Here is a 19,174-nt window from a genome sequence, read left to right on the forward strand (position 1 = left end):
AAGAGAACCGGACGGCCCCGCGTTGCACGCCCCATGGCCACTCCGAGCAGCAGCGTCACCGCCCCCTCCCGCGCCTCGATCGACCTCACGGAGTCGGCACGCGCCGGCTGGGAGTCGTGGCTCGCCCGACGCGTCGAGCGCGTCACCGGACCCCGGGGCGATCTCGCCCTCGTCGAGACGCGCTGGCTCGAGCCCGGCGAGAGCGTCGCCGACGAGCAGGCGCTGGCCGGCTACGGCCCCTCGGCGACCCTGACGCGGATGCGCCGCGAGAACCTCGACACCGGCGAGCCCGAGTACGGCTACCGCGTCTGGGACGCGGCCTCCGACGGCATCCGGTCCTTCGACGCCATCGAGACCTTCCCGTTCGACGCCGCCTGGGTGCTCGAGGCGTGGTTCCAGCCGGTCGCCGAGGACCGCACGGTCCCGTTCGAGCACCTGCGCGACAACGGCGCCACCCGCGAGCTCGTCGTGCCCGGCGACATCACCTTCTCGCTCGTGGACGACGGGCGCGCCCGCGAGTACACGGTCGCGGCGTTCGACGACGGCGGCACGCTCCTCGTCCCGTTCGGCGATCCGACCAACCGCAGCGACGACCCGGAGCTCGCGAGCTACCCCGTCGGCCGCTTCCTCGTCGTGCAGCGGATCGGCGGCGCGGCCGACGCGGGCACCCCCGGTCCGGTGCTCCTGGACTTCAACCGGGCGTACATCCCGCCGTGCGGCTTCTCGCCCCACTACAACTGCCCGCTGCCGCCCGCGCAGAACCGGCTCGGCGTGCCCGTGACGGCCGGCGAGCGCCGCGTGCGCAGCGCCTCCGCCTAGCGCGCCGGGGCTGAGCGGGGGCGGCCCCGGCTCAGCGGGTGAGCACCGCCCGGCGGGCGACGAGCTCGTCGAGCAGGACCTGCTCGTCGACCGCTCCGGTGCGTCCGCCGCGGCCGAGCAGGAGGTGCTGCCGGTGGTGCGCGAGCCGCGTCGCCGAGCGGAGGAAGTCCCGCATCGCCCGCGGCCGGTCCCCTCCCGCGCTCCGGGCCCAGCGAGCGGCGGTGCGGCGCCCCTCCGCGGTGCCGATCATCCGAACCTCGGCCGGCGAGAGCCAGCCGGCGACGGCGTAGTCGTCGAGCCGCTGGAGCGTCACGCGCCGCTCCTGCCGGCGCAGCAGCACCACCACGACCACGGCGACCGCGAACAGCGGCACCTGGACCACGCCGTAGAAGCCGAACCAGTCGGACACCAGGAACGACGAGCCGTTCCAGAGCGCGTGCAGGAACGCGGCGAGCGCCAGCCCGAGCAGGGCGATGGGCAGCCGCGCGACGGCGGGCCGGTTCGAGGCGAAGCCGAGGGCCGCGCCCGTGCAGGCGGTGAAGAGCACGTGCGCGAAGGGCGAGAGCACCCCGCGGAGGAAGAAGGTCACGGCCAGCGAGCCGAGACCGCCGTCCACCAGCGAGCTGCCGAAGTAGAGGATGTTCTCGACGAAGGCGAACCCGGAGGCGACGACGGCCGCGTAGACGATGCCGTCGACGGGTCCGTCGAAGGTCCGGCGCCAGATCAGAAGGACGAGGAGGACGCCGATCCCCTTGGCCGTCTCCTCGACCAGCGGCGCCTGGATCACGGCGCCGACGAAGTCGGATCCGCTCGGCTGCTGCCCGGACGCGTAGACGGCGATCTGCACGCCGAGGTCGACCAGGAGCGCGATCGCGACGGACCCGGCCGCGCCCCAGAGGAACGCGAACCACAGGCCCAGCGCGGGCTCCGGCTCCCACCGGTCGACCCAGCGGACGCCCAGCAGAACCACGGTCAGCGGGACGAGGGCGATGACCGCGCAGATCCCCGCGGCGCTGACGCCGAGTCCGAGAACCACGTAGGCGAGCACGAGCAGCAGCAGGATCCCGAGGAGCGCCACGCCGATCGAGCCGAGCACGGTCGGCACGACGGAGGGGCGGGCGGTGGCGGGTGGTGCGGGCGGCGGATAGGCGCTCATGGGGCCGACAGTAGGGCACGGGCGGGGTGCGCTGTCGGCGGTTGACACGCGCCGGGCGCGTGGAGGAGGGCCGGGGTGCGGACGCCCGTGTCCGATTCCCGCTCCTGCTCGACGTCGCCGCGTGCGAGGCTCGAGGCGTGCCCGACTCCGATCCGCTCTTCGAGGAGCGCTACCGCGCCGTCGCCTCCCGCGACTCCCGGTTCGACGGGCGGTTCCTGACCGGCGTGCACTCCACCGGCATCTACTGCCGTCCGAGCTGCCCCGCCATCACGCCGCGGCGCGCGAACGTGCGCTTCTACCCGACGGCCGCCGCCGCGCACGAGGCGGGGCTCCGCGCCTGCAAGCGCTGCCTGCCGGACGCTGTCCCCGGCTCCCCCGAGTGGAACCTGCGCGACGACACGGCGGCGCGCGCCATGCGTTTGATCGCCGACGGAGTGGTCGACCGCGAGGGGGTCGAGGGGCTGGCCGCCCGGCTCGGCTACGGCGCGCGCCACCTCGGCCGCATCCTGCGCGAGGAGCTGGGCGCGCCTCCGCTGGCCCTCGCTCGCGCCCAGCGCGCCCAGACCGCCCGGCTCCTGCTCACGAGCACCGACCTGCCCGTGTCCGACGTCGCCTTCGCCGCCGGCTTCACGAGCATCCGGCAGTTCAACGCGACCCTGGCGGAGGTGTACGAGCGGACCCCGACGGCCCTGCGCGCCTCGGCCCGCGGCACGCGCTCCGAGGCGAGCGTCCACGACGGCGCGGCCACGCTGGAGCTCCGGCTGGCAGTTCGGGCTCCGTTCGATCCCGGGGTGCTCGACGTGCTCGGCGGCGCCGCGCTCCCGGGCATCGAGGAGGCGTCCCCCGGCGGCTACGCGCGCTCGCTCGTCCTGCCCGGGGGCGCGGCACTGGTGCGGCTGGCGGCGGACGGGGAGAGCGTCCGCTGCAGCGCGACGCTCGTCTCCGTCGCCGACGTCGGGCCGCTGGTCGCCCGGGTGAGGCGGGTTCTCGACCTGGACGCGGACGCCCGGGCCGTGGACGAGGCCCTCGCGGCCGATCCCGCACTCGCTCCGAGCGTCGCCGACCGCCCCGGTGTCCGCGTGCCCGGCTCCGTCGATCCGGCCGAGACGCTGGTGCGCGCGCTGCTCGGCCGGCGGGAGGCCGCACGGCTGGTCACAGCGCTCGGCGCGACGCTCCCGGAGTCCGTGGCGAGCGGATCGATCGCACGCGCCTTCCCCTCCCCCGCGGTGATCGCCGAGCACGCCGCCGACGTGCTCCGCGGATCCGCCGACGTGCTGGTGCGGACCTGCACGCTGCTCGCCGAGGGAGCCCTGCGGCTCGACGCCGACCGGGAGGAGCTCGCCGAGCAGCTGCTGGCGGTCCCCGGGATCGACGCGGCCACGGCGGCCGAGGTGGCACAGCGGGCGACCGGAGATCCCGACGTCCTGCTCACCGGGGATCCCGTGCTCCGGCGGGGCGCGGCGGCGCTCGGCCTGCCCTCCGGCGAGCGCGCGCTGACCGAGACCGGACGCCGCTGGGCGCCCTGGCGCAGCTACGCCGGGGCGCGCCTCGCGGCCGCGGTCACGCCTCCGGCGCGGGGTCGATGATCGGGAGCGCCGCGGTCATCGCCTCGATGCCCGAGAGCCGCGCCGGCGAGATCAGCCGCATGACCTCCTCGCGGGACATCAGCCCCGCCTCGACCACCAGGTCGGCGATGTTGCGGCCGGTCGCGAGGGCGGCCTTCGCGAGGGCGGCGGACGCGGTGTAGCCGATGCTCGGCGTGAGCGCCGTCACGACCCCGACCGAGGAGGCGACCATGGCCTCGAGCCGGTCGACGTTCGCGGTGATGCCGTCGATGCAGTTCTCGCGGAGCGTCCTGCAGGCCTGCGTCATCCAGGTGATGCTCTGCAGCAGCGAGTGCGCGATCACCGGCTCGAAGGCGTTGAGCTGGAGCTGACCCGCCTCGGCCGCCATCGTGACCGTGACATCGGCCCCGGCCACCGAGTAGGCGACCTGGTTGACCACCTCGGGGATGACCGGGTTCACCTTGCCGGGCATGATGCTCGATCCCGCCTGGCGCGGAGGCAGGTTGATCTCGCCGAAGCCGGCCTGGGGGCCCGAGGAGAGGAGTCTCAGGTCGTTGCAGATCTTGGACAGCTTGATCGCGGAGCGCTTGAGCGCGCTCGAGAACGACATGAAGACGCCGGTGTCGCTCGTCGCCTCGACGAGGTCCTGCGCCATCTCGAGGTCGAGATCGGTGATCTCGTTGAGGTGGCGGACAGCAGCCGCGCCGTAGCGCGGATCGGCGGTGATGCCTGTGCCGATCGCGGTGGCTCCGATGTTGACCTCGGCGAGCAGCCAGATGGTCTCGGAGAGACGGGCGTGGTCCTCGCCGAGGGTCGTCGCAAAGCCGTGGAACTCCTGGCCGAGCGTCATCGGCACCGCGTCCTGCAGCTGCGTGCGGCCGACCTTCAGGACGCTGCCGAACTCGACCGCCTTGCGGGAGAACGACTCGCGCAGCAGCGCCAGCTCGTCGAGCAGGCGGCGCAGCGACCAGGTCATCGCGATCTTGATCGCGGTCGGGTAGACGTCGTTGGTGGACTGGCTGCGGTTGACGTCGTCGAGCGGGTGCAGGTGGGCGTAGTCGCCCCGCTCGAAGCCGCCGATCTCGAGTGCGACGTTGGCGACGACCTCGTTCGCGTTCATGTTCGTCGAGGTGCCGGCGCCGCCCTGGATCACCCCGACCACGAACTGGTCGTGGAACTCGCCGTCGATGATGCGGCGGCACGCGGCCTCGATCAGCTCGGCCTTGGCGGGGGCGAGGGTGCCGAGCTCGGTGTTGGCCCGGGCGGCCGCGAGCTTGACCGTCGCGAGGGACCGGACGAGATCGGGGTAGATCGAGATGGGGCGCTTCGAGATCGGGAAGTTGTCGAGGGCCCGCGCCGTGTGGATGCCCCAGTAGGCCTCGGCGGGGATCTCCATCGAGCCGAGGGAGTCGCTCTCGGTGCGCGTGGCGGGGGTCTCGGTGTCGTCCAGGGCTCTGCCTTCCGGGTCGCGGTCGGGGAGGGTGCTCGGTGCGAGGGTCACGTCCAGCTCCGTTGCTGTCGTCGTGCGGCCCCGGAGGGTGCAGGGGGCTCGCGAACTGCGCGGCCAGCCTATCGCCGGGGCGCGGGGCGGCGGCGGACGCGGGCGCGGAGCGTCCGGTCGACGGGCGCGGAACGACCGCGCCTCCCGCCGCCGGAGCGGACAGGAGGCGCGGGACGCGGGAAGCGGCGGATCAGCGGTAGTCGCTGCCCGACGCGAGGGCCGCGAGCGGCACGAGCACGACCACGACGAGCACGGCGATCGCGAACAGCAGGACGAGGCCGAGCATGACGGAGTTGAGCACGATGCCCCAGATCGAGAGCGTGCGGCCGGTCGGCTCCCTCCGCAGCCCCAGGATGCCGAAGACGAGGCCCGCGGCCGGAGCGATCACGGTCAGTCCGAAGAAGACGGAGGTGACGCCGAGGATCAGGCTCGTGAGCGAGAACGGGGTCGAGGGCGCCGGGGCGAGCGCCGCGGGCGGGACGGCGGGGGTGCCGTAGGAGGCGCGGGCCTGCTGCGAGGAGGCGGGCTCCTCGGCGGCGGGGCGCTCCCCGGCGGACGGCCGCTCCTCGGTGAGGACGGCGGTCGCGCCCAGGTCCACGGTCGGCTGCTCGTCGGCGGGGGTGGAGAGGCGGGCGGTGCGGTCGTCGGTGGTCACGGTGTGCTCCTTCTCGGGTGCCGGTCGCCCGGCGGGATGCGGTCCCGCCGGGCGGGCCGGCGGTGCTGCCGGTGTGCTCCGGCGATGCCTCCACGCTACGGACGAGCCCGGACCCGCCCCATCCGGGGAACCCCCGGAACTCGGGGGCGATCCCCCGCCTCGACGCGGGGGCGGGTGCGAGACTGGTCCCGGCGCGAGGAGGCGGCGATGGACGACGACGAGCTGCGGCACCGCACCCGGGACCGCAAGGGCGCCCGGGCCGTCTGGTTCGCCGGGCTCTCGGCGCTCGCCGGCTTCGTGGTGATCTCCCCTGTGATCTCCCTCACGGCGACCGTGATGGTGTGGGGGTCGCGGCGGCGGATCGGCACCCTCAGCGACCGGAACGGCCTGGTCGCCGTCAACTGGCAGCTCACCTACCTCGCGCTCCAGCTGATGCTGGTCCCGCTGCACCTCGCGCTGGTGTCGGTGCGCGACTCGCTCGGCGCCGACTGGCCGCTCGCGACGATCTCGGCGATCCTCGCGCTGGCCGTGCTCAACCTCGTGCTGTGCGTCGTCCTCGGGATCCGGTCCGGCCAGGGACGCACCGTGCGCCTCTGGATCGCCGTGCCCTTCGCCCGCTCCACCCGTCCGCCGCGCTGACCGTCCGGGGACACCGGGCACGGCGGCTCTCCTCCTGGGACTCCGCCCGGCGTGTCCGCGGCGCGGTGCCCCCTCGACCCCGCGGCGGCGGGCAGGGTGGTGGAGTGATCGCCTTCCCTCCGCCCGTGTACGTCGTGGCCGACGACGGAGTGCGGCTGGCCACCTACTCCGTCGGCGAGGAGAGCGCCCCGACCGTCCTCGCCGTGCACGGCTTCGCCTCCCACGCCGTTCTCAACTGGGAGACGTCGGGCTGGCTGCGGACGCTGCACCGGGCCGGGTACCGCGTCGTGGCGCTCGACCAGCGCGGGCACGGCGCGAGCGAGAAGCCGCACCACTCCGACTCCTACAGCGTGGACGCCATGGTGGCCGACCTGGTGCGGGTGCTCGACTCCTACGACCTCGAGGCGCCCCACGTCCTCGGCTACTCCCTCGGCGCCCGGATGAGCTGGGTGCTGGGGCTCGAGCACCCGGAGCGGCTCGCATCGCTGAGCCTCGGCGGGCTGACGGTGGGCGAGCCCCTCCGCTCCTTCGACGCGGAGGCGGCCCGGGCCCGCGTCGCCTCCGGCGGCGAGATCGACGACGGCTTCACCCGCGCCTTCATCGGCATGGCGGAGGGCGTGCAGGGCAACGACCTCGCGGCACTGGTGGCGGTGGCCGACGGCGTCCGCGGCGGGGCGCACCCGGAGCACGGGCGGCACCCCGGCCTGCCGACGCTGCTCGTGACCGGCGGCGCGGACCCGATCGCTCCCGGCGGAGAGCTGCTGGCGGCGGAGGCGGGGGCGCGGTTCGTGAGCGTCCCCGGCCGCGACCACACCAGCACCGTGCCCGCGCGGGGCTTCAAGGACGCGGTGCTGGCGTTCCTGGCGGAGCAGCGCTGAGCCGGCCCCGCGCCGGACGGGAGCACCGCGAGCGCCGAGGCCCGCGGCGTAGCATCCCCCTCATGCAGGCGATCCGCATCGAGAACCCCGGCCCCGACTCCCGACTCGTGCTGGAGGAGGTGCCGACGCCCTCCCCCGGACCCGGCGAGGTCCTCGTCCGCGTGGCGGCCGCCGGCGTCAACCGCGCCGACCTCGGCCAGCGCGGCGGGGTCTACCCGCCGCCGCCCGGCGCCTCCGAGATCCTCGGCATGGAGGTGTCCGGCACGGTCGTCGCGCTCGGCGAGGACGCGACCGGGTTCGCGGAGGGCGACGAGGTCTGCGCGCTGCTCTCCGGTGGCGGCTACGCGGAGTACGTCGCGGTCGACGCGGGCCTGGTACTGCCGGTGCCGGACGGCGTCGGCCTCGTCTCGGCCGCCGCCCTCCCGGAGACGACGTCCACCGTCTGGTCGAACCTCGTGATGGTGGCCGGGCTCGGATCCGGCGACACCGTCCTCCTCCACGGCGGCGGGAGCGGGATCGGGACCACGGGCATCCAGATCGCCGCCGCCCTCGGCGCCCGCGTCGCCGTCACGGCCGGCAGCGCCCGCAAGCTCGAGGCGTGCCGCGCGCTCGGCGCCGACGTCCTGATCGACTACCGCGAGGAGGACTTCGTCGAGCGGATCCGCGAGGCGACCGGCGGGCGCGGCGTCGACGTGATCCTCGACCCCGTCGGCGGCGACTACCTGGCCCGCGACCTGGAGGCGCTGGCCGTGGGCGGGCGCGTGGTGTTCATCGGCAACCAGTCCGGCGCGCTGGGCTCGCTCGACCTCGGGGTGCTGATGCGCAAGCGCGGGGCGGTGCACGCCACGACCCTCCGCGCCCGGCCCCTGGAGGAGCGGCGCGCGATCGTCGCGCGGGTGCGCGCGGAGGTCTGGCCGCTGGTCGCCGCCGGAACGGTGCGACCGGTGGTGGACGAGGTGGTCCCGCTCGCCGAGGCCGAGCGGGCGCACGACGTGATGCGCTCCTCCGGCCACATCGGCAAGCTGCTGCTCACCCCGTGACGCCCCGCACCGGAGGAGGCCCCCGCCGCCCGCGGTGAGCGGGAGCGGGGGCCTCCTCCGGTGATGCCCTCCGGCGGGGCGTCAGACCGCGGAGCGCAGGAGTCCGAGCGAGCGGTTGATGCCGTCGACGTCGACCGCGGCCGGATCGAACGAGGCTCCGGCGGCGAGGCCGAGAGCCTCGAGCGCCTCCGCGTGGTCGGCCGAGGACGGGTCGGTCGCCGCCCGCACCGTGTCGGCCCAGGCCGCGGGGCCTCCCGGCACGTCGAGCGGAGCCGCGCCGCGCGCGCCCGTGCAACGCGGCAGAGCCGACGACAGCGGCGCGATCGACTCCAGACGGATGACGTGGCGCCACTCGTCCTCGAGGTCGTAGACGTAGAAGAGCTCGTCCTGCTCCTGCTCGAGCACCTCGGCGAGCGCGACGCCCGCCTCGTCCACGAGGTCGGCGCCGAACTCCTCCGCGTCGGACGGCGAGCCGATCGGAGCCTGCTCCTCGTCGGGCACGCCCACGCTGAAGTAGTGCGGCTGCGCGTCGGTCCAGCCCAGCGAGAGCTGGAGCGCGAGGTGCAGATCGCGCAGCGACGACTCGGAGGAGAGCTCGAGGCGCCGCCAGACGACGGGCTTGGTCCCGAGCAGGGCGACGTGGAGCGCGTAGGCCGTCGCCGTGTCCTGGGTCGCCTCGTCGAGGATCTCGAGGCGGGTGGCCTCGCGCTCTCCGAGGAGGACGACCGTCGCGCGGACGACGGAGGCGAGGACGGGCGCCAGGCCCTCCGGCACCGCATAGCCGAACTCGGGCGAGTGCAGCAGCAGCCCGAGCTCGGCGGTGTCGTCGAGCATCCGCTCGGCCGTGCCGACCATGCGCTCGCGCTCGTCGAGGGCCTCGTCGAGCGAGACTCCGGAGTCGGCTGCCAGCTCGTCGACCAGCTCGCCGACGACCAGGCCCGGGTGGATCTCGGCCTGGCAGGCGACCGCGATGCGGACCAGCACGGCGTCGGTGGTGGTGACCGCGCGCTCCTCCGGGGAGAAGGCGCCGTCCTCGGTGTCGGCGGCCGCCAGCGCGGTCTGGGCGCTGAGGATCCACTGCTCGAGGAAGCGGGCGACGTAGGCGATGCGCTCGGCGGCGGCCTCGTGCGCGTCGGAGCTGCGCCAGAGCACGGCGGCCTCGCCGAGACCTGCGGCGGATCCCTCCTGCTCGAGCACGGCCGAGCCGACCAGCGCGTCCCACCAGGCCGAGACCGGGATGCGGACGGAGTCGTCGCTCGGGGTGGATCCCGCGGAGGAGATGCCCGCCTCGACCGCGATCTCGCGGGCGGCGCGCTCGGTGAGGGTCGCGCCGTCGTCGGCGGCGAGGTGCTCGACCACGACGTCGGCGGCGTGCACGAGAGCGGTGGCGCGCACGGCGGAGAGCTGCTCCTCGGCCGGGACCTCGTCGAGCTCGGCGAGGTCGTCGAGCACGGCCTCCACGAAGGAGCCGGCGAGGTCGAGGACCTCGTCGAGGACGGCCTGGCACTCGTCCAGCTCCTCGTCGGTGCCGGTCCAGAGGTCCTCGTCGGTGAGGAAGTCGAGGAAGTGCTCGACGACCTCGGCGACGGTGAAGAGGGTGTCGTCGAGGTCGGCCTCGCTCTCCTCCCCCGACAGGTCGGCCTCGATCTGGTCGAAGACGGCCTCGAGCAGCTCGGCGTCGGGCTGGGCGAAGGAGCCGCGCGGGCGCAGGTCGCGGGTCATCGCGAAGAGGTCGGTCAGCACCTCGACGGCCTCGTCGGCCTCGAGGTGCTCGTGCTGCATGCCCACCTCGGCGAGGTGCGAGCGGTACCAGCTGCGGAACCGCACCATCAGCGCGGTCTCGGCCGTACGGCCGCCGCCCTGACCGCCGGGCCCGCTCTGACCGCCTCCGGATCGTCCCTGGTTGCGCTTCTTGCCCATGATTCCTCCGCGACCGCTCCACTCACGACGAAGCGCTCCAGCCTACCCAGTGCGGGCGCGCGGCGGCACGCGCGGTCGCCCCCTGTTCACCCTGTGCGCACCGGGTCCGCTCGCTCTGATACGGCCGATCGCCCGAGTCCTGGGATCAGCGCGCGGTGGGAGGCCTCGCCGCTCGGGCCCCTGCCACACGGGTCGCGATGATGAGAAATCTCGCAGCGATCGGGCGGCGAGGCTTGCGCTCGAACCCCTCACTTCGGTGGAGTGTCCGGATGACCGACACGACGGACACCGCCGAGACCGCTCCCGGGAAGGCGTCGCTCAAGCGGGTGATCACCGGGCCGCTGCTGTTCGCCTTCATCGTGGGCGACACGCTCGGCGCCGGCATCTACACCCTGGTCGGCACGATGGCCGAGGACGTGGGCGGCGTGATCTGGCTGCCGCTGCTGATCGCGCTGGTCGTCGCCCTGCTCACCGCGGGCACGTACGCCGAGCTGATCACCAAGTACCCGCACGCCGGAGGGGCGGCGCGCTACGTGGACCGCGCGTTCGGGAAGCCGTACCTCTCGTTCCTGATCGGCTTCCTGATGATGGCCTCCGGCATCACGACGGCCGCCTCCCTGGCGAACGCGTTCGCGGGCGACTACCTCGGGGCTCTGCTGGACGTGCCGCCGATCCCCACCGCGATCGTCTTCATCGCGATCCTCACCCTGGTGAACCTGCGCGGGGTGAAGGAGTCGCTGACGGCGAACCTGGTCGCCTCGGTGATCGAGGTGAGCGGACTGGTCATCGTCATCGTCTGCGCCGCGGTCTTCTTCGGCTCCGGCGACGGCGACGCCTCCCGCGTGCTCGAGTTCAACCCCGACGTCGCTCCGCTGCAGGGGGCGTTCGCCGCCTCGATCGTCGCCTTCTTCTCGTTCCTCGGCTTCGAGGCCGCGGCGAACATGGCCGAGGAGGTGCGGAACCCCTCGAAGGTCTACCCGCGGGCCCTCTTCGGTGCGCTGATCACCGCCGCCGTGGTCTACCTCCTGATCGCGCTCGGCGCCGTGATCGTGCTGCCGAACGACTTGCTCGCGGCCTCCAGCGGCCCCCTGCTGGACGTGGTCGCGGCGAGCGGAGTGGCGGTGCCGCCGTGGCTGTTCGGCCTGATCGCGCTCGTCGCCATCGCGAACGGCGCTCTGCTGTTCATGGTGATGGCGTCGCGGGTCGGCTTCGGGCTCGCCACCTCCGGGCTGCTGCCGAGCGCCTTCGGCAAGGTGCTCCCGGGCCGCCGCACGCCGTGGGTGTCGATCGTGGTCGTCGGCGGAGTGACGATGCTGCTCAGCCTCATCGGCGACGTCGGCACGCTCGCCGAGACGACGGTGCTGCTGCTCCTGCTGGTGTTCATCGCGGCGAACGTGTCGGTGCTGGTGCTGAAGAAGGACCGCGTCGACCACGCCCACTACTCCGTGCCGCGGGTGGTGCCGGTGCTCGCGACCATCGCGAGCGTGGTGCTGCTGACGCAGCAGACGGGCGTGGTCTGGCTGGCGACAGCGGGCTACGTGGTCGTGGGGACGCTGCTGTTCCTCGCCACCCGCCTGGGGAAGCGGAAGCACGCGGAGCGGACCCCGGACTGATCCGGGCCGGCGGCGATCCGTCGCGAGCGGCCCGTCCGCGGATCCCCTGCGGGCCGTCCGCGACGGATCGATCGCGGGGGGCGGTGAGGAGTGGGATCGTGAGGGGATGACCGTCACGCTCGAGCCGATGACCCCCGTTGCTCTCGCCACTTGGATGCGGGTCCAGCGCTCGGCGTACATCGAGGACCGGATGCGGGCGGGCGACGACGAGGCGGCCGCGACCCGCAACGCCGACGCCTCGTACGAGAAGTACTTCCCGGGCGGCTCCCCCGCCGCCGGGCACGACGTGCTCCTCGTCTCCGAGGACGGCCGCGCGGTCGGGTCGCTCTGGCTCGGCCCGCACCCGAGCGGACTCGAGGGCGTCGGGTACGTCTGGGACGTGCAGATCGACGCCGCCGAGCGCGGCCGCGGCCTCGGCCGGGCGGCGATGCTGCTCGCGGAGTCGCACGTCCGCTCCCAGGGCGGCTCCGCCCTCGCGCTGAACGTGTTCGGCTTCAACACCGCCGCGCGGGCGCTGTACGAGTCGCTCGGCTAAGAGACGACGTCCCTGCAGATGCGCAAGCCGCTGGCCTGAGCGGGGGCTGCTCGACGCCGGGCAGGGGCACGACCCGGTCGTGCAGAACGCCGCACGCCGTGCTCGAGGGCGGACGCCGACGGGCGCCCACCGACGAGCACGGCGGCGGCAGTGGTGGAACCGCCGGGGATCGGCGGGACCCTGCGGTCAGCTCGTGGAGGCGACGGCGGTCGGGTCGCCGGTGCCGGACGGACGCGGGGCGTCACCCGATCCGGTCGCCACCGACGCGCCGGTCGGAACGACGGTGCCGCCGGTCGCCATCCCCCGGCCGAAGGCCTGGCCCTGGAGGATCGCGCCGAGGTCGACGCCGGTCGCCGACCTGACGCTGTCGAACGTCGCGGCGAGACCCGCCGCCTGCTCGCGCGCGATGTGGGTGCCGGCGGTGTCGCCGCCGATCAGCGTCACCGAGCCGACGTTCTGGTAGCCCTTCGCGAACTCGGCCATGAGCGAGGGCAGCTGCCCGATGAGCTCGCGACCCAGGATCGCCTCCTGGTTCTCGCGGAGCGCCTCCGCCTCGGCCGCGATGGCCGCCGCGCTCGCCTCGCCCTTCGCACGGATGGCCTCCGCCTCGGCGGTCGCGTTCGCGCGCAGCGCCTCGGCCTCGGCGCCCGCCTTGGCCCGCAGTGCGTGGGCCTCGGCCTCGGCGCGGGCGCTCACGGCGGCGGCCTCGGCGGCGGCGGACGCCTGGCGCGCCTCCGCCTGGCGCTGGACGGCGTACGCCTCGGCGTCGGAGACCTGCTGCGCGACCTGGCGGTCCGTCTCGGCCTTCTTCTCGCGTCCGTACGCGTCGGCGTCGGCCTCGGTCTGACGGCGGTACTTCTCGGCGTCCGCGACGCGCTTGACGTCGGCGTCGAGCTCGGCCTGCCGGTTCTCGGCGCGCTGCACGAGGACGGCCTGCTCGCGCTCGGCGCGGGCCAGGTTCTCGGCCTGCTCGGCCTCGGCGTTGGCGCGGCCGACCTCGGACTTCGCGGCGGCGGTGTTCTTGTCGTAGGCGGTCTGCTCGATCAGGTTCGCCTCGTCCGTGGCGAGCTGGCGGGCCTTGACCTCGCGGGCGGCGTTGATCCGCGCGACGTCGGCCTCGCGGCGGACGCGCTCGATCTCCTGCGCACCGAGCGCCTCGATGTAGCCGTTGCGGTCGGTGACGCCCTGGATCGCGAACGAGTCCAGGACGAGGCCCTGAGCGAGCAGGTCGCCCTTGATGCCCTCGGCGATCTCGTCGCCGAGCTTCTGGCGGTCCTGCATGACCTCCTCGACGCTGAGCTTCGCGACGACGCCGCGGAGGGCGCCCTCGAGCTGCTCGGTCGTGAAGACGTCGATCGACTGGTCCTGCGAGGCGAAGCGCTCGGCGGCGGCGCGGACCTGATCGGCCGTGGAGCCGATCTTGACCAGGGCGACGCCCGCGAGGTGGATGGTCACGCCGTTCTTCGTCTGCGCGACCGGCTCCATCTTGATCTGGCGGGAGCGCAGGGAGATGCGGTCCGACCGCTGGGTCAGCTTGTTCACGAACGCACCGCCGCCGGTGATGACGGTCATGTTCGAGGTGAGGCCGTCCTCGCCCTTCTGCTTCTTGCCGACGATCACGATCGCCTCGTCGGCCTGCGGCACCTGGTACCAGGCGCGGAAGAGGAAGAAGCCGATGAGGGCGATCAGCAGGACGGCGCCGACGGCGATCCCTGCGAGGACGATCCAGAGGAGATCCGGTTCCATGGGCGGGCGACCTTTCGTCCGACCCGCGCGACGCGGGTACCTGAGAGACGTACAGGTTCCATCGTGTCACAGCGCCTCGGACGGCCGCGTCGGCCGGAGGGGGGATACTGCGGACGCCGCCGAGAGCGGATCACGAGGGGGCGGGCCCGGAGGAGGACGCCACGAACGAGGGCGTCGCGCGGAGTGCCGCGGAGGAGAGCAGTGCTGGGGTACCTGGACTCGAACCAAGAACAACTGAACCAGAATCAGCCGTGTTGCCAATTACACCATACCCCAATGGTCATCCGGAGGTGATCCCGGGACCAGGCGGCGACCGGATCGAGACCCGAGCGCCGAGAGACGACAGTACCCTACGCGGGCATCCCGCTCAAATCGAGCCGCGGACGACGCTGCCCTCGGACTCCGGGGCGGCCTCGCCGAGGCGGGCGCGGACGAGGTCGCGGTTGATCGCGGAGGCGACCTGGGCGCCCGATCCGGCGGCGACGATCAGCTGCTGCGGGCCGGGAGGGGTGACCTCGCCGGCGGCGTAGAGGCCGGGGACGGACGTGCGGCCGCCGGCGTCGACGCGGAGGAAGCCGTCGGCGTCGCGGTCGGGGCCGGCCGCGTCCAGGTAGTCCAGCGCGGGCGTCCAGACGGGGCGGACGAACGCCCCGGTGCGCGGGACGACGTCGCCGTCGACGAGGCGGACGCCGGTCATCTCGGCGCGCTCCCCGGCGAGGTCGGCGACCGGGCGCCGGTCGACCCGGATGCCGATGGAGGCGAGCAGCGACTCGTCGGCGTCGCTCACCGTCCCGACGCCGTTGGTGAAGACGATCAGGTCGGTCGACCACTGCGAGAGGAGCATGGCCCGCTCCGCGAGGTCGTCGGTCTCGCCGATCAGGGCGAGCGCCTCCCCCGCCTTCTCGTAGCCGTCGCACTCCATGCAGCTGTGCACGGCGGTGCCGTAGTAGGCACGCAGGCTCGGGAGCGCGGGCGGCGTCTCGAGGAGCCCCGCGGCGACCACGACGGCGGTGGCGACGACGGAGCGGTCGGCGCTGCCGCGCACGCCCCGGGCGCCGACGACGAACTCGCCGCCGGAGCGCTCGACCGAGGTCACCAGGGCGTTGTGCACCTCGGCGGCCTCGTAGCGCTCGAACTCCTCGCGGCCGAGGCGGCGCAGCTCGAGCGGCGAGATGCCGTCGCGGGTGAGGAACCCGTGCGAGTGCAGGGTCGCGGCGTTCCGCGGGCGGTTGCTGTCGAGCAGCAGCACGCTGCGGCGCGCCCGGACGAGGTTGAGCGCGGTCGAGAGCCCGGCGGGGCCCCCGCCGATCACGACGACGTCGTAGCGTCCGCCGACCGTCTCCGCCACGGTCAGGCCTGCCGGGAGGCGCCGAGGTGAGCGCCCAGGCGGTCGAGGCGGGCGATCGACTCCTGCTTGCCGAGGATCTCCATCGACTCGAACAGCGGCGGCGAGACGCGGCGCCCGGAGACCGCGGTGCGCAGCGGCCCGTAGGCGATGCGGGGCTTGAGGCCGAGGCCCTCGATCAGCGCGGAGGCGAGCGCCTCCTGGATCGAGGCCGTCAGCCACTCGGACGCGGGGACGAGCTCGAGAGCGCCGATCGAGGCGGCGAGCACCTCGCCGGCGTTCGCGGGCAGGCCCTTCAGCGCGTCCTCGTCGTACTCGAGCGCGTCGGAGGAGGTGAAGAGGAAACCGAGCATCCCGGGGGCCTCCCCCAGCAGGCCGATCCGCTCCTGCACGAGGGGCGCGGCGGCGTCGAGCACCGCGCGCTGCTCGGCGGTCGGCTCGCCCGCGAGCACTCCGGCCGCCACGAGGTACGGGATCGTCCGCTCGGTGAAGTCGTCGACGGCCAGGAGGCGGATGTGATCGCCGTTGATCGACTCGGCCTTCTTGAGGTCGAAGCGGGCCGGATTGGGGTTCACGTCGGCGACGTCGAAGGCGGCGACCATCTCGTCGATCGAGAAGACGTCGCGGTCGTGCGTGAGCGACCAGCCGAGCAGGGCGAGGTAGTTGACCAGGCCCTCCGGGATGAAGCCGCGGTCGCGGTGGTGGAAGAGGTTCGAGGACGGATCGCGCTTGGAGAGCTTCTTGCTGCCGTCGCCCATCACGTAGGGGAGGTGCCCGAAGCGCGGGACGAAGGTCGTCACTCCGATGTCGATCAGCGCGTGGTACAGCGCGATCTGCCGGGCGGTCGAGGGGAGGATGTCCTCGCCGCGCAGCACGTGGGTGATCTGCATGATCGCGTCGTCGACCGGGTTCACCAGCGTGTAGAGCGGCTGGCCGTTGGGGCGCACCACGACGAAGTCGCTGAAGGAGCCGGCGGGGAACGTGATCGGGCCGCGGACCAGGTCGTCGAAGGACAGGTCGGCGTCCGGCACGCGCAGGCGCAGCGCCGGGGCGCGGCCCTCGGCGCGGAAGGCGGCGCGCTCCTCCTCGGTGAGATCGCGGTCGTGGTTGTCGTACCCGTGCTGCTTCGCGCGGCCGGCCGCCTCGTTGCGCGCGTCGATCTCCTCGGCCGTGGAGAAGCTCTCGTAGAGGTGCCCCGAGGCCGTCAGGCGCGCGATCACGTCGAGGTAGACATCGGTGCGCTCGGACTGCCGGTACGGGCCGTGCGGGCCGCCGACTCCGACGCCCTCGTCCCAGTCGAGCTTCAGCCAGCGCAGCGCGTCGAGGATCTGCTCCACGCTCTCCTCGCTGTCGCGGGCGGCGTCCGTGTCCTCGATGCGGAAGACGAACGTGCCGCCGGTGTGGCGCGCGTACGCCCAGTTGAACAGGGCGGTGCGGATGAGGCCGACGTGCGGGGTCCCGGTCGGCGACGGGCAGAAGCGGACGCGGACGTCGCTCCCGGTCGCGGTCGTGAACGGGTGCGCGTCCGGCGCGCTTTCCAGGGGCGGGGTGAGCTCAGACATACGAGGCCGATCCTACCGGCGGGAGGCGGTGCGGCGCCCGGGATCGCGGGGGCCGTGGCGCCTCCGCCCCGGGCACGGTGCGCGCCTCGCGGCGACTGCTTCTACCGGACAGCACTGCTCCGAGTCAACGGACTCCCCGAGCGAGCAGGAGCAGTGGTGCGCTGACCCCGGGCCTCTCGTCGAGAGGGCCCGAGCGCCGCACCGCAGGCCGCGCCGGGCCTCCGCGCGAGCGTGCCCGGAAGGAGCACTGATGAGCACGATCGATCTCGACCCCCGCACCGACCGCCCGAGCGCCCTCACCGAGGCGGCACGGGAGGAGAAGGACGCCCGCACGCTCTCGCTCTTCCAGGCCGCGGTGAGCGCGGAGGCCGCCGAGGGCGCGCGCATCCGCGAGCGCATCGTGCTCGACCACCTGGGCCTGGCCGAGGCCATGGCCCGCCGGGTCTCCCGGAGCGGAGGCGACTGGGCGGATCTGCGCCAGGTCGCCTACGTGGGCCTCGTGAAGGCCGCCCGCCGCTTCACTCCCGAGCGCGGCGACAGCTTCGCCGCGTTCGCCGTCCCCACGATCACCGGCGAGCTCAAGCGCCACCTCCGCGACCTCGGCTGGATGATCCGGCCGCCGCGCGGCGTGCAGGAGCTGCACCGCCGCTCCGCCGTCGTCGCCGACGAGCTCGCGCAGGAGCTCGGCCGTCACCCCACCGACCAGGAGATCGCCCGCCGCCTCGGAGTGGACGCGACGGAGGTGGCCGACGCGCGCCTCGCGGGGCATCCGCTCTCCCTCGACGAGACCGTGGGCGAGGGCGGCGTCGGCCTGGGCGACACCCTCGGCGGCGAGGACGAGCGGCTGCTCGAGATCGACCGGCGGCACGGGCTCGCCGAGGCCCTCGCCGAGCTCGAGGAGGGCCAGCGCGAGCTCCTGCGCATGCGCTTCGTCGAGGAGCGGACCCAGCAGCAGATAGCCGACGCCCTGGGGACGACGCAGATGCAGGTCTCGCGCCTGCAGCGGCGGATCCTCGCGCAGCTCGCCGACCGGCTCGGCGCCCCCTCGCGCAGCCATCAGCCGCGCGCTCCCCGGGCCCGCGTGGCCACGGTCACTCCGGTCCGACCGGCGACGCGGCTGAAGTCCGCCTGAGGTGGGCCTCGGCACGCGACGGGAGCGACGAGAGGGCGGCGAGGACGTCGTCGACCTGGACCGCGAGCAGCGCCGGGTCCGGCTCGGCGGAGAAGACATCGCCGCGGCGGAGGGAGGCGTCGGTCAGCACGACGTGCGGACCCGAGGCCGGAGGACCCCAGGCCTCGGGAGGTGCCGGACCGAAGATCACGACCGAGGGGACGCCGTAGGCGGACGCGAGGTGCGCGGCCCCGGTGTCGACGGTCACCACGACCTCGGCGGCCGCGACGAGCGCGGCGAACCCGCTGAGCGCGAGCTCACCCGCCAGCACCTCGCCCGTGCCGGCGAGCTCGGCGACGCGGCGGGCGCGGTCGGCCTCGTTCGCGCCCCCGGTGTAGACGACGCGGTGCCCCTCGGCGGTGAGGGAGCGGGCCACCGCGGCGAAGCGCTCCTCCGGCCACTCGCGCGAGCCGTAGAAGGCCCCGATGTGCACGACGGCGGCTCCGGGGGCCGAGGCGGGCTCCTCCGGGACGGCGATCGCGACGTCCTCGGGGTCGGCGTCGAGACCGATCGAGTTCACCAGCCGGGCCCAGCGGGCGCGCTCGAGCTCGCCGTCGATCCAGAGCGGCCGCGGGTCCTCCGGGCCCGCGCCCGGGTCCAGCGCCGGGACGCGGAACTCCAGCGTGCGCTCGGGCGCGATCTCGCGCAGCCGCAGCCGCGACTCGGGGCCGTTGCCGTGGAGGTTCACGCCGAGCTCGACCCGGCCGGCGGCCATCGGCAGCGGGTCGTCGAGTCCGCGGAGGGTGGGCACGAGCGCGTCCACGCCCTCGACCAGGTCGACGATCGGCTCGAGCCAGGGCGTGGTCGCCATGATCAGCCGGTGGTCCGGGAAGCCGCGGCGCAGAGCCTTGAGCGCCGGGACGGCGACGAGCAGGTCGCCGAGCTTGAGGGCGCGCAGCGCGAGGATCTCCGGAGTCCCGTCCGGGGCGGTGAGAGCGCGCACGGCGCCTCCTTCCTGTCGGAGTCCCCGTACCCCGCTGCGCGCACCTCAGACGCGCCGCCCGCAGATGCGAGCGACGCGCCCGGAGG

16 protein-coding genes and 1 tRNA gene are annotated in these 19,174 nt (G+C 74.1%); 8 read left to right on the forward strand and 9 right to left on the reverse strand.

Annotated elements, in window-relative coordinates; genetic code table 11:
- Window positions 1-33 precede the first annotated feature (33 nt).
- Complete coding sequence (locus tag C5C44_RS06585) at window positions 34-819, forward strand: DUF1684 domain-containing protein (protein WP_104335558.1); 786 nt, start codon at window positions 34-36, stop codon at window positions 817-819.
- A 31-nt stretch (window positions 820-850) separates the two neighbouring features.
- Here the strand turns inward: C5C44_RS06585 and C5C44_RS06590 are convergent, their stop codons facing one another.
- The gene (locus C5C44_RS06590; RefSeq protein ID WP_104335559.1) at window positions 851-1,975 is read right to left on the reverse strand and encodes a PrsW family intramembrane metalloprotease; all 1,125 of its coding nucleotides are present in this window, start codon (window positions 1,973-1,975) and stop codon (window positions 851-853) included.
- A 137-nt stretch (window positions 1,976-2,112) separates the two neighbouring features.
- Here C5C44_RS06590 and C5C44_RS06595 point away from each other — a divergent pair, with 137 nt between their 5' ends.
- Window positions 2,113-3,561, forward strand: a complete 1,449-nt coding sequence (locus C5C44_RS06595; protein ID WP_181132748.1) for an Ada metal-binding domain-containing protein — start codon at window positions 2,113-2,115, stop codon at window positions 3,559-3,561.
- Here the strand turns inward: C5C44_RS06595 and C5C44_RS06600 are convergent.
- Together C5C44_RS06600 and C5C44_RS06605 are read right to left on the reverse strand one after the other, a co-directional pair.
- Window positions 3,536-4,990: an aspartate ammonia-lyase gene (locus C5C44_RS06600; RefSeq protein ID WP_258064082.1), complete on the reverse strand. Its 1,455-nt coding sequence runs from the start codon at window positions 4,988-4,990 to the stop codon at window positions 3,536-3,538. The two genes, C5C44_RS06595 and C5C44_RS06600, sit on opposite strands and share 26 nt — an antisense overlap.
- A gap of 241 nt (window positions 4,991-5,231) precedes the next feature.
- Window positions 5,232-5,696 (reverse strand): DUF4190 domain-containing protein, encoded by a 465-nt coding sequence (locus tag C5C44_RS06605; RefSeq protein WP_104233242.1) that lies wholly within the window; start codon window positions 5,694-5,696, stop codon window positions 5,232-5,234.
- Between the two features lie 207 nt (window positions 5,697-5,903).
- On the opposite strand from C5C44_RS06605, the gene C5C44_RS06610 reads away from it, so the two are divergent.
- The 3 genes from C5C44_RS06610 (at window position 5,904) to C5C44_RS06620 (ending at window position 8,253) form a co-directional block, all read left to right on the forward strand.
- On the forward strand, window positions 5,904-6,335 hold the full coding sequence (locus tag C5C44_RS06610) for a DUF4870 domain-containing protein (RefSeq protein ID WP_159939525.1): 432 nt from the start codon (window positions 5,904-5,906) through the stop codon (window positions 6,333-6,335).
- A gap of 104 nt (window positions 6,336-6,439) precedes the next feature.
- A complete protein-coding gene (locus C5C44_RS06615) occupies window positions 6,440-7,213 on the forward strand; it encodes an alpha/beta fold hydrolase (protein ID WP_181132750.1) in 774 nt (257 codons plus the stop codon).
- A 62-nt stretch (window positions 7,214-7,275) separates the two neighbouring features.
- Window positions 7,276-8,253: an NAD(P)H-quinone oxidoreductase gene (locus C5C44_RS06620; protein ID WP_104255551.1), complete on the forward strand. Its 978-nt coding sequence runs from the start codon at window positions 7,276-7,278 to the stop codon at window positions 8,251-8,253.
- 81 nt (window positions 8,254-8,334) lie between these two features.
- On the opposite strand, the gene C5C44_RS06625 is transcribed toward C5C44_RS06620, so the two are convergent.
- A complete protein-coding gene (locus tag C5C44_RS06625; RefSeq protein ID WP_104335563.1) occupies window positions 8,335-10,173 on the reverse strand; it encodes a plasmid pRiA4b ORF-3 family protein in 1,839 nt (612 codons plus the stop codon).
- A gap of 269 nt (window positions 10,174-10,442) precedes the next feature.
- Between C5C44_RS06625 and C5C44_RS06630 the strand changes: the two genes are divergently transcribed.
- Together C5C44_RS06630 and C5C44_RS06635 are read left to right on the forward strand one after the other, a co-directional pair.
- Window positions 10,443-11,786, forward strand: a complete 1,344-nt coding sequence (locus C5C44_RS06630; protein WP_104335564.1) for an APC family permease — start codon at window positions 10,443-10,445, stop codon at window positions 11,784-11,786.
- Between the two features lie 106 nt (window positions 11,787-11,892).
- Window positions 11,893-12,321 (forward strand): GNAT family N-acetyltransferase, encoded by a 429-nt coding sequence (locus C5C44_RS06635; RefSeq protein ID WP_104335565.1) that lies wholly within the window; start codon window positions 11,893-11,895, stop codon window positions 12,319-12,321.
- A gap of 186 nt (window positions 12,322-12,507) precedes the next feature.
- Here the strand turns inward: C5C44_RS06635 and C5C44_RS06640 are convergent, their stop codons facing one another.
- The 4 genes from C5C44_RS06640 to gltX form a co-directional block, all read right to left on the reverse strand.
- Window positions 12,508-14,067 carry an SPFH domain-containing protein gene (locus C5C44_RS06640; protein WP_104335566.1) on the reverse strand — a complete coding sequence of 520 codons (1,560 nt, stop codon included), beginning with the start codon at window positions 14,065-14,067 and terminating at the stop codon, window positions 12,508-12,510.
- Window positions 14,068-14,271: 204 nt separating this feature from the next.
- Window positions 14,272-14,343, reverse strand: a tRNA-Gln gene (locus C5C44_RS06645).
- A 91-nt stretch (window positions 14,344-14,434) separates the two neighbouring features.
- Window positions 14,435-15,415, reverse strand: coding sequence for an NAD(P)/FAD-dependent oxidoreductase (locus tag C5C44_RS06650; RefSeq protein ID WP_104276156.1), 981 nt, complete (start codon window positions 15,413-15,415; stop codon window positions 14,435-14,437).
- Window positions 15,416-15,417: 2 nt separating this feature from the next.
- Window positions 15,418-16,974: a glutamate--tRNA ligase gene (gene gltX, locus C5C44_RS06655; protein WP_104335567.1), complete on the reverse strand. Its 1,557-nt coding sequence runs from the start codon at window positions 16,972-16,974 to the stop codon at window positions 15,418-15,420.
- A gap of 250 nt (window positions 16,975-17,224) precedes the next feature.
- On the opposite strand from gltX, the gene C5C44_RS06660 reads away from it, so the two are divergent.
- Window positions 17,225-18,106: a sigma-70 family RNA polymerase sigma factor gene (locus C5C44_RS06660; RefSeq protein ID WP_104226266.1), complete on the forward strand. Its 882-nt coding sequence runs from the start codon at window positions 17,225-17,227 to the stop codon at window positions 18,104-18,106.
- Here C5C44_RS06660 and C5C44_RS06665 read toward each other — a convergent pair.
- Window positions 18,066-19,088 (reverse strand): glycosyltransferase family 9 protein, encoded by a 1,023-nt coding sequence (locus tag C5C44_RS06665; protein ID WP_104335568.1) that lies wholly within the window; start codon window positions 19,086-19,088, stop codon window positions 18,066-18,068. The two genes, C5C44_RS06660 and C5C44_RS06665, sit on opposite strands and share 41 nt — an antisense overlap.
- Window positions 19,089-19,174 lie beyond the last annotated feature (86 nt).

It is taken from the genome of Rathayibacter sp. AY1F6, from assembly GCF_002932035.1.
Lineage (GTDB): Bacteria > Actinomycetota > Actinomycetes > Actinomycetales > Microbacteriaceae > Rathayibacter.

What these genes read in the sequence shown, in the direction of transcription:
- C5C44_RS06585 (WP_104335558.1), top strand. Translation starts at nt 34, where the DNA reads ATGGCCACTCCGAGCAGCAGCGTCACCGCCCCCTCCCGCGCCTCGATC.
- C5C44_RS06590 (WP_104335559.1), bottom strand. Translation starts at nt 1,975, where the DNA reads ATGAGCGCCTATCCGCCGCCCGCACCACCCGCCACCGCCCGCCCCTCC.
- C5C44_RS06610 (WP_159939525.1), top strand. Translation starts at nt 5,904, where the DNA reads ATGGACGACGACGAGCTGCGGCACCGCACCCGGGACCGCAAGGGCGCC.
- C5C44_RS06620 (WP_104255551.1), top strand. Translation starts at nt 7,276, where the DNA reads ATGCAGGCGATCCGCATCGAGAACCCCGGCCCCGACTCCCGACTCGTG.
- C5C44_RS06625 (WP_104335563.1), bottom strand. Translation starts at nt 10,173, where the DNA reads ATGGGCAAGAAGCGCAACCAGGGACGATCCGGAGGCGGTCAGAGCGGG.
- C5C44_RS06630 (WP_104335564.1), top strand. Translation starts at nt 10,443, where the DNA reads ATGACCGACACGACGGACACCGCCGAGACCGCTCCCGGGAAGGCGTCG.
- C5C44_RS06635 (WP_104335565.1), top strand. Translation starts at nt 11,893, where the DNA reads ATGACCGTCACGCTCGAGCCGATGACCCCCGTTGCTCTCGCCACTTGG.
- C5C44_RS06640 (WP_104335566.1), bottom strand. Translation starts at nt 14,067, where the DNA reads ATGGAACCGGATCTCCTCTGGATCGTCCTCGCAGGGATCGCCGTCGGC.
- gltX (WP_104335567.1), bottom strand. Translation starts at nt 16,974, where the DNA reads ATGTCTGAGCTCACCCCGCCCCTGGAAAGCGCGCCGGACGCGCACCCG.
- C5C44_RS06660 (WP_104226266.1), top strand. Translation starts at nt 17,225, where the DNA reads ATGAGCACGATCGATCTCGACCCCCGCACCGACCGCCCGAGCGCCCTC.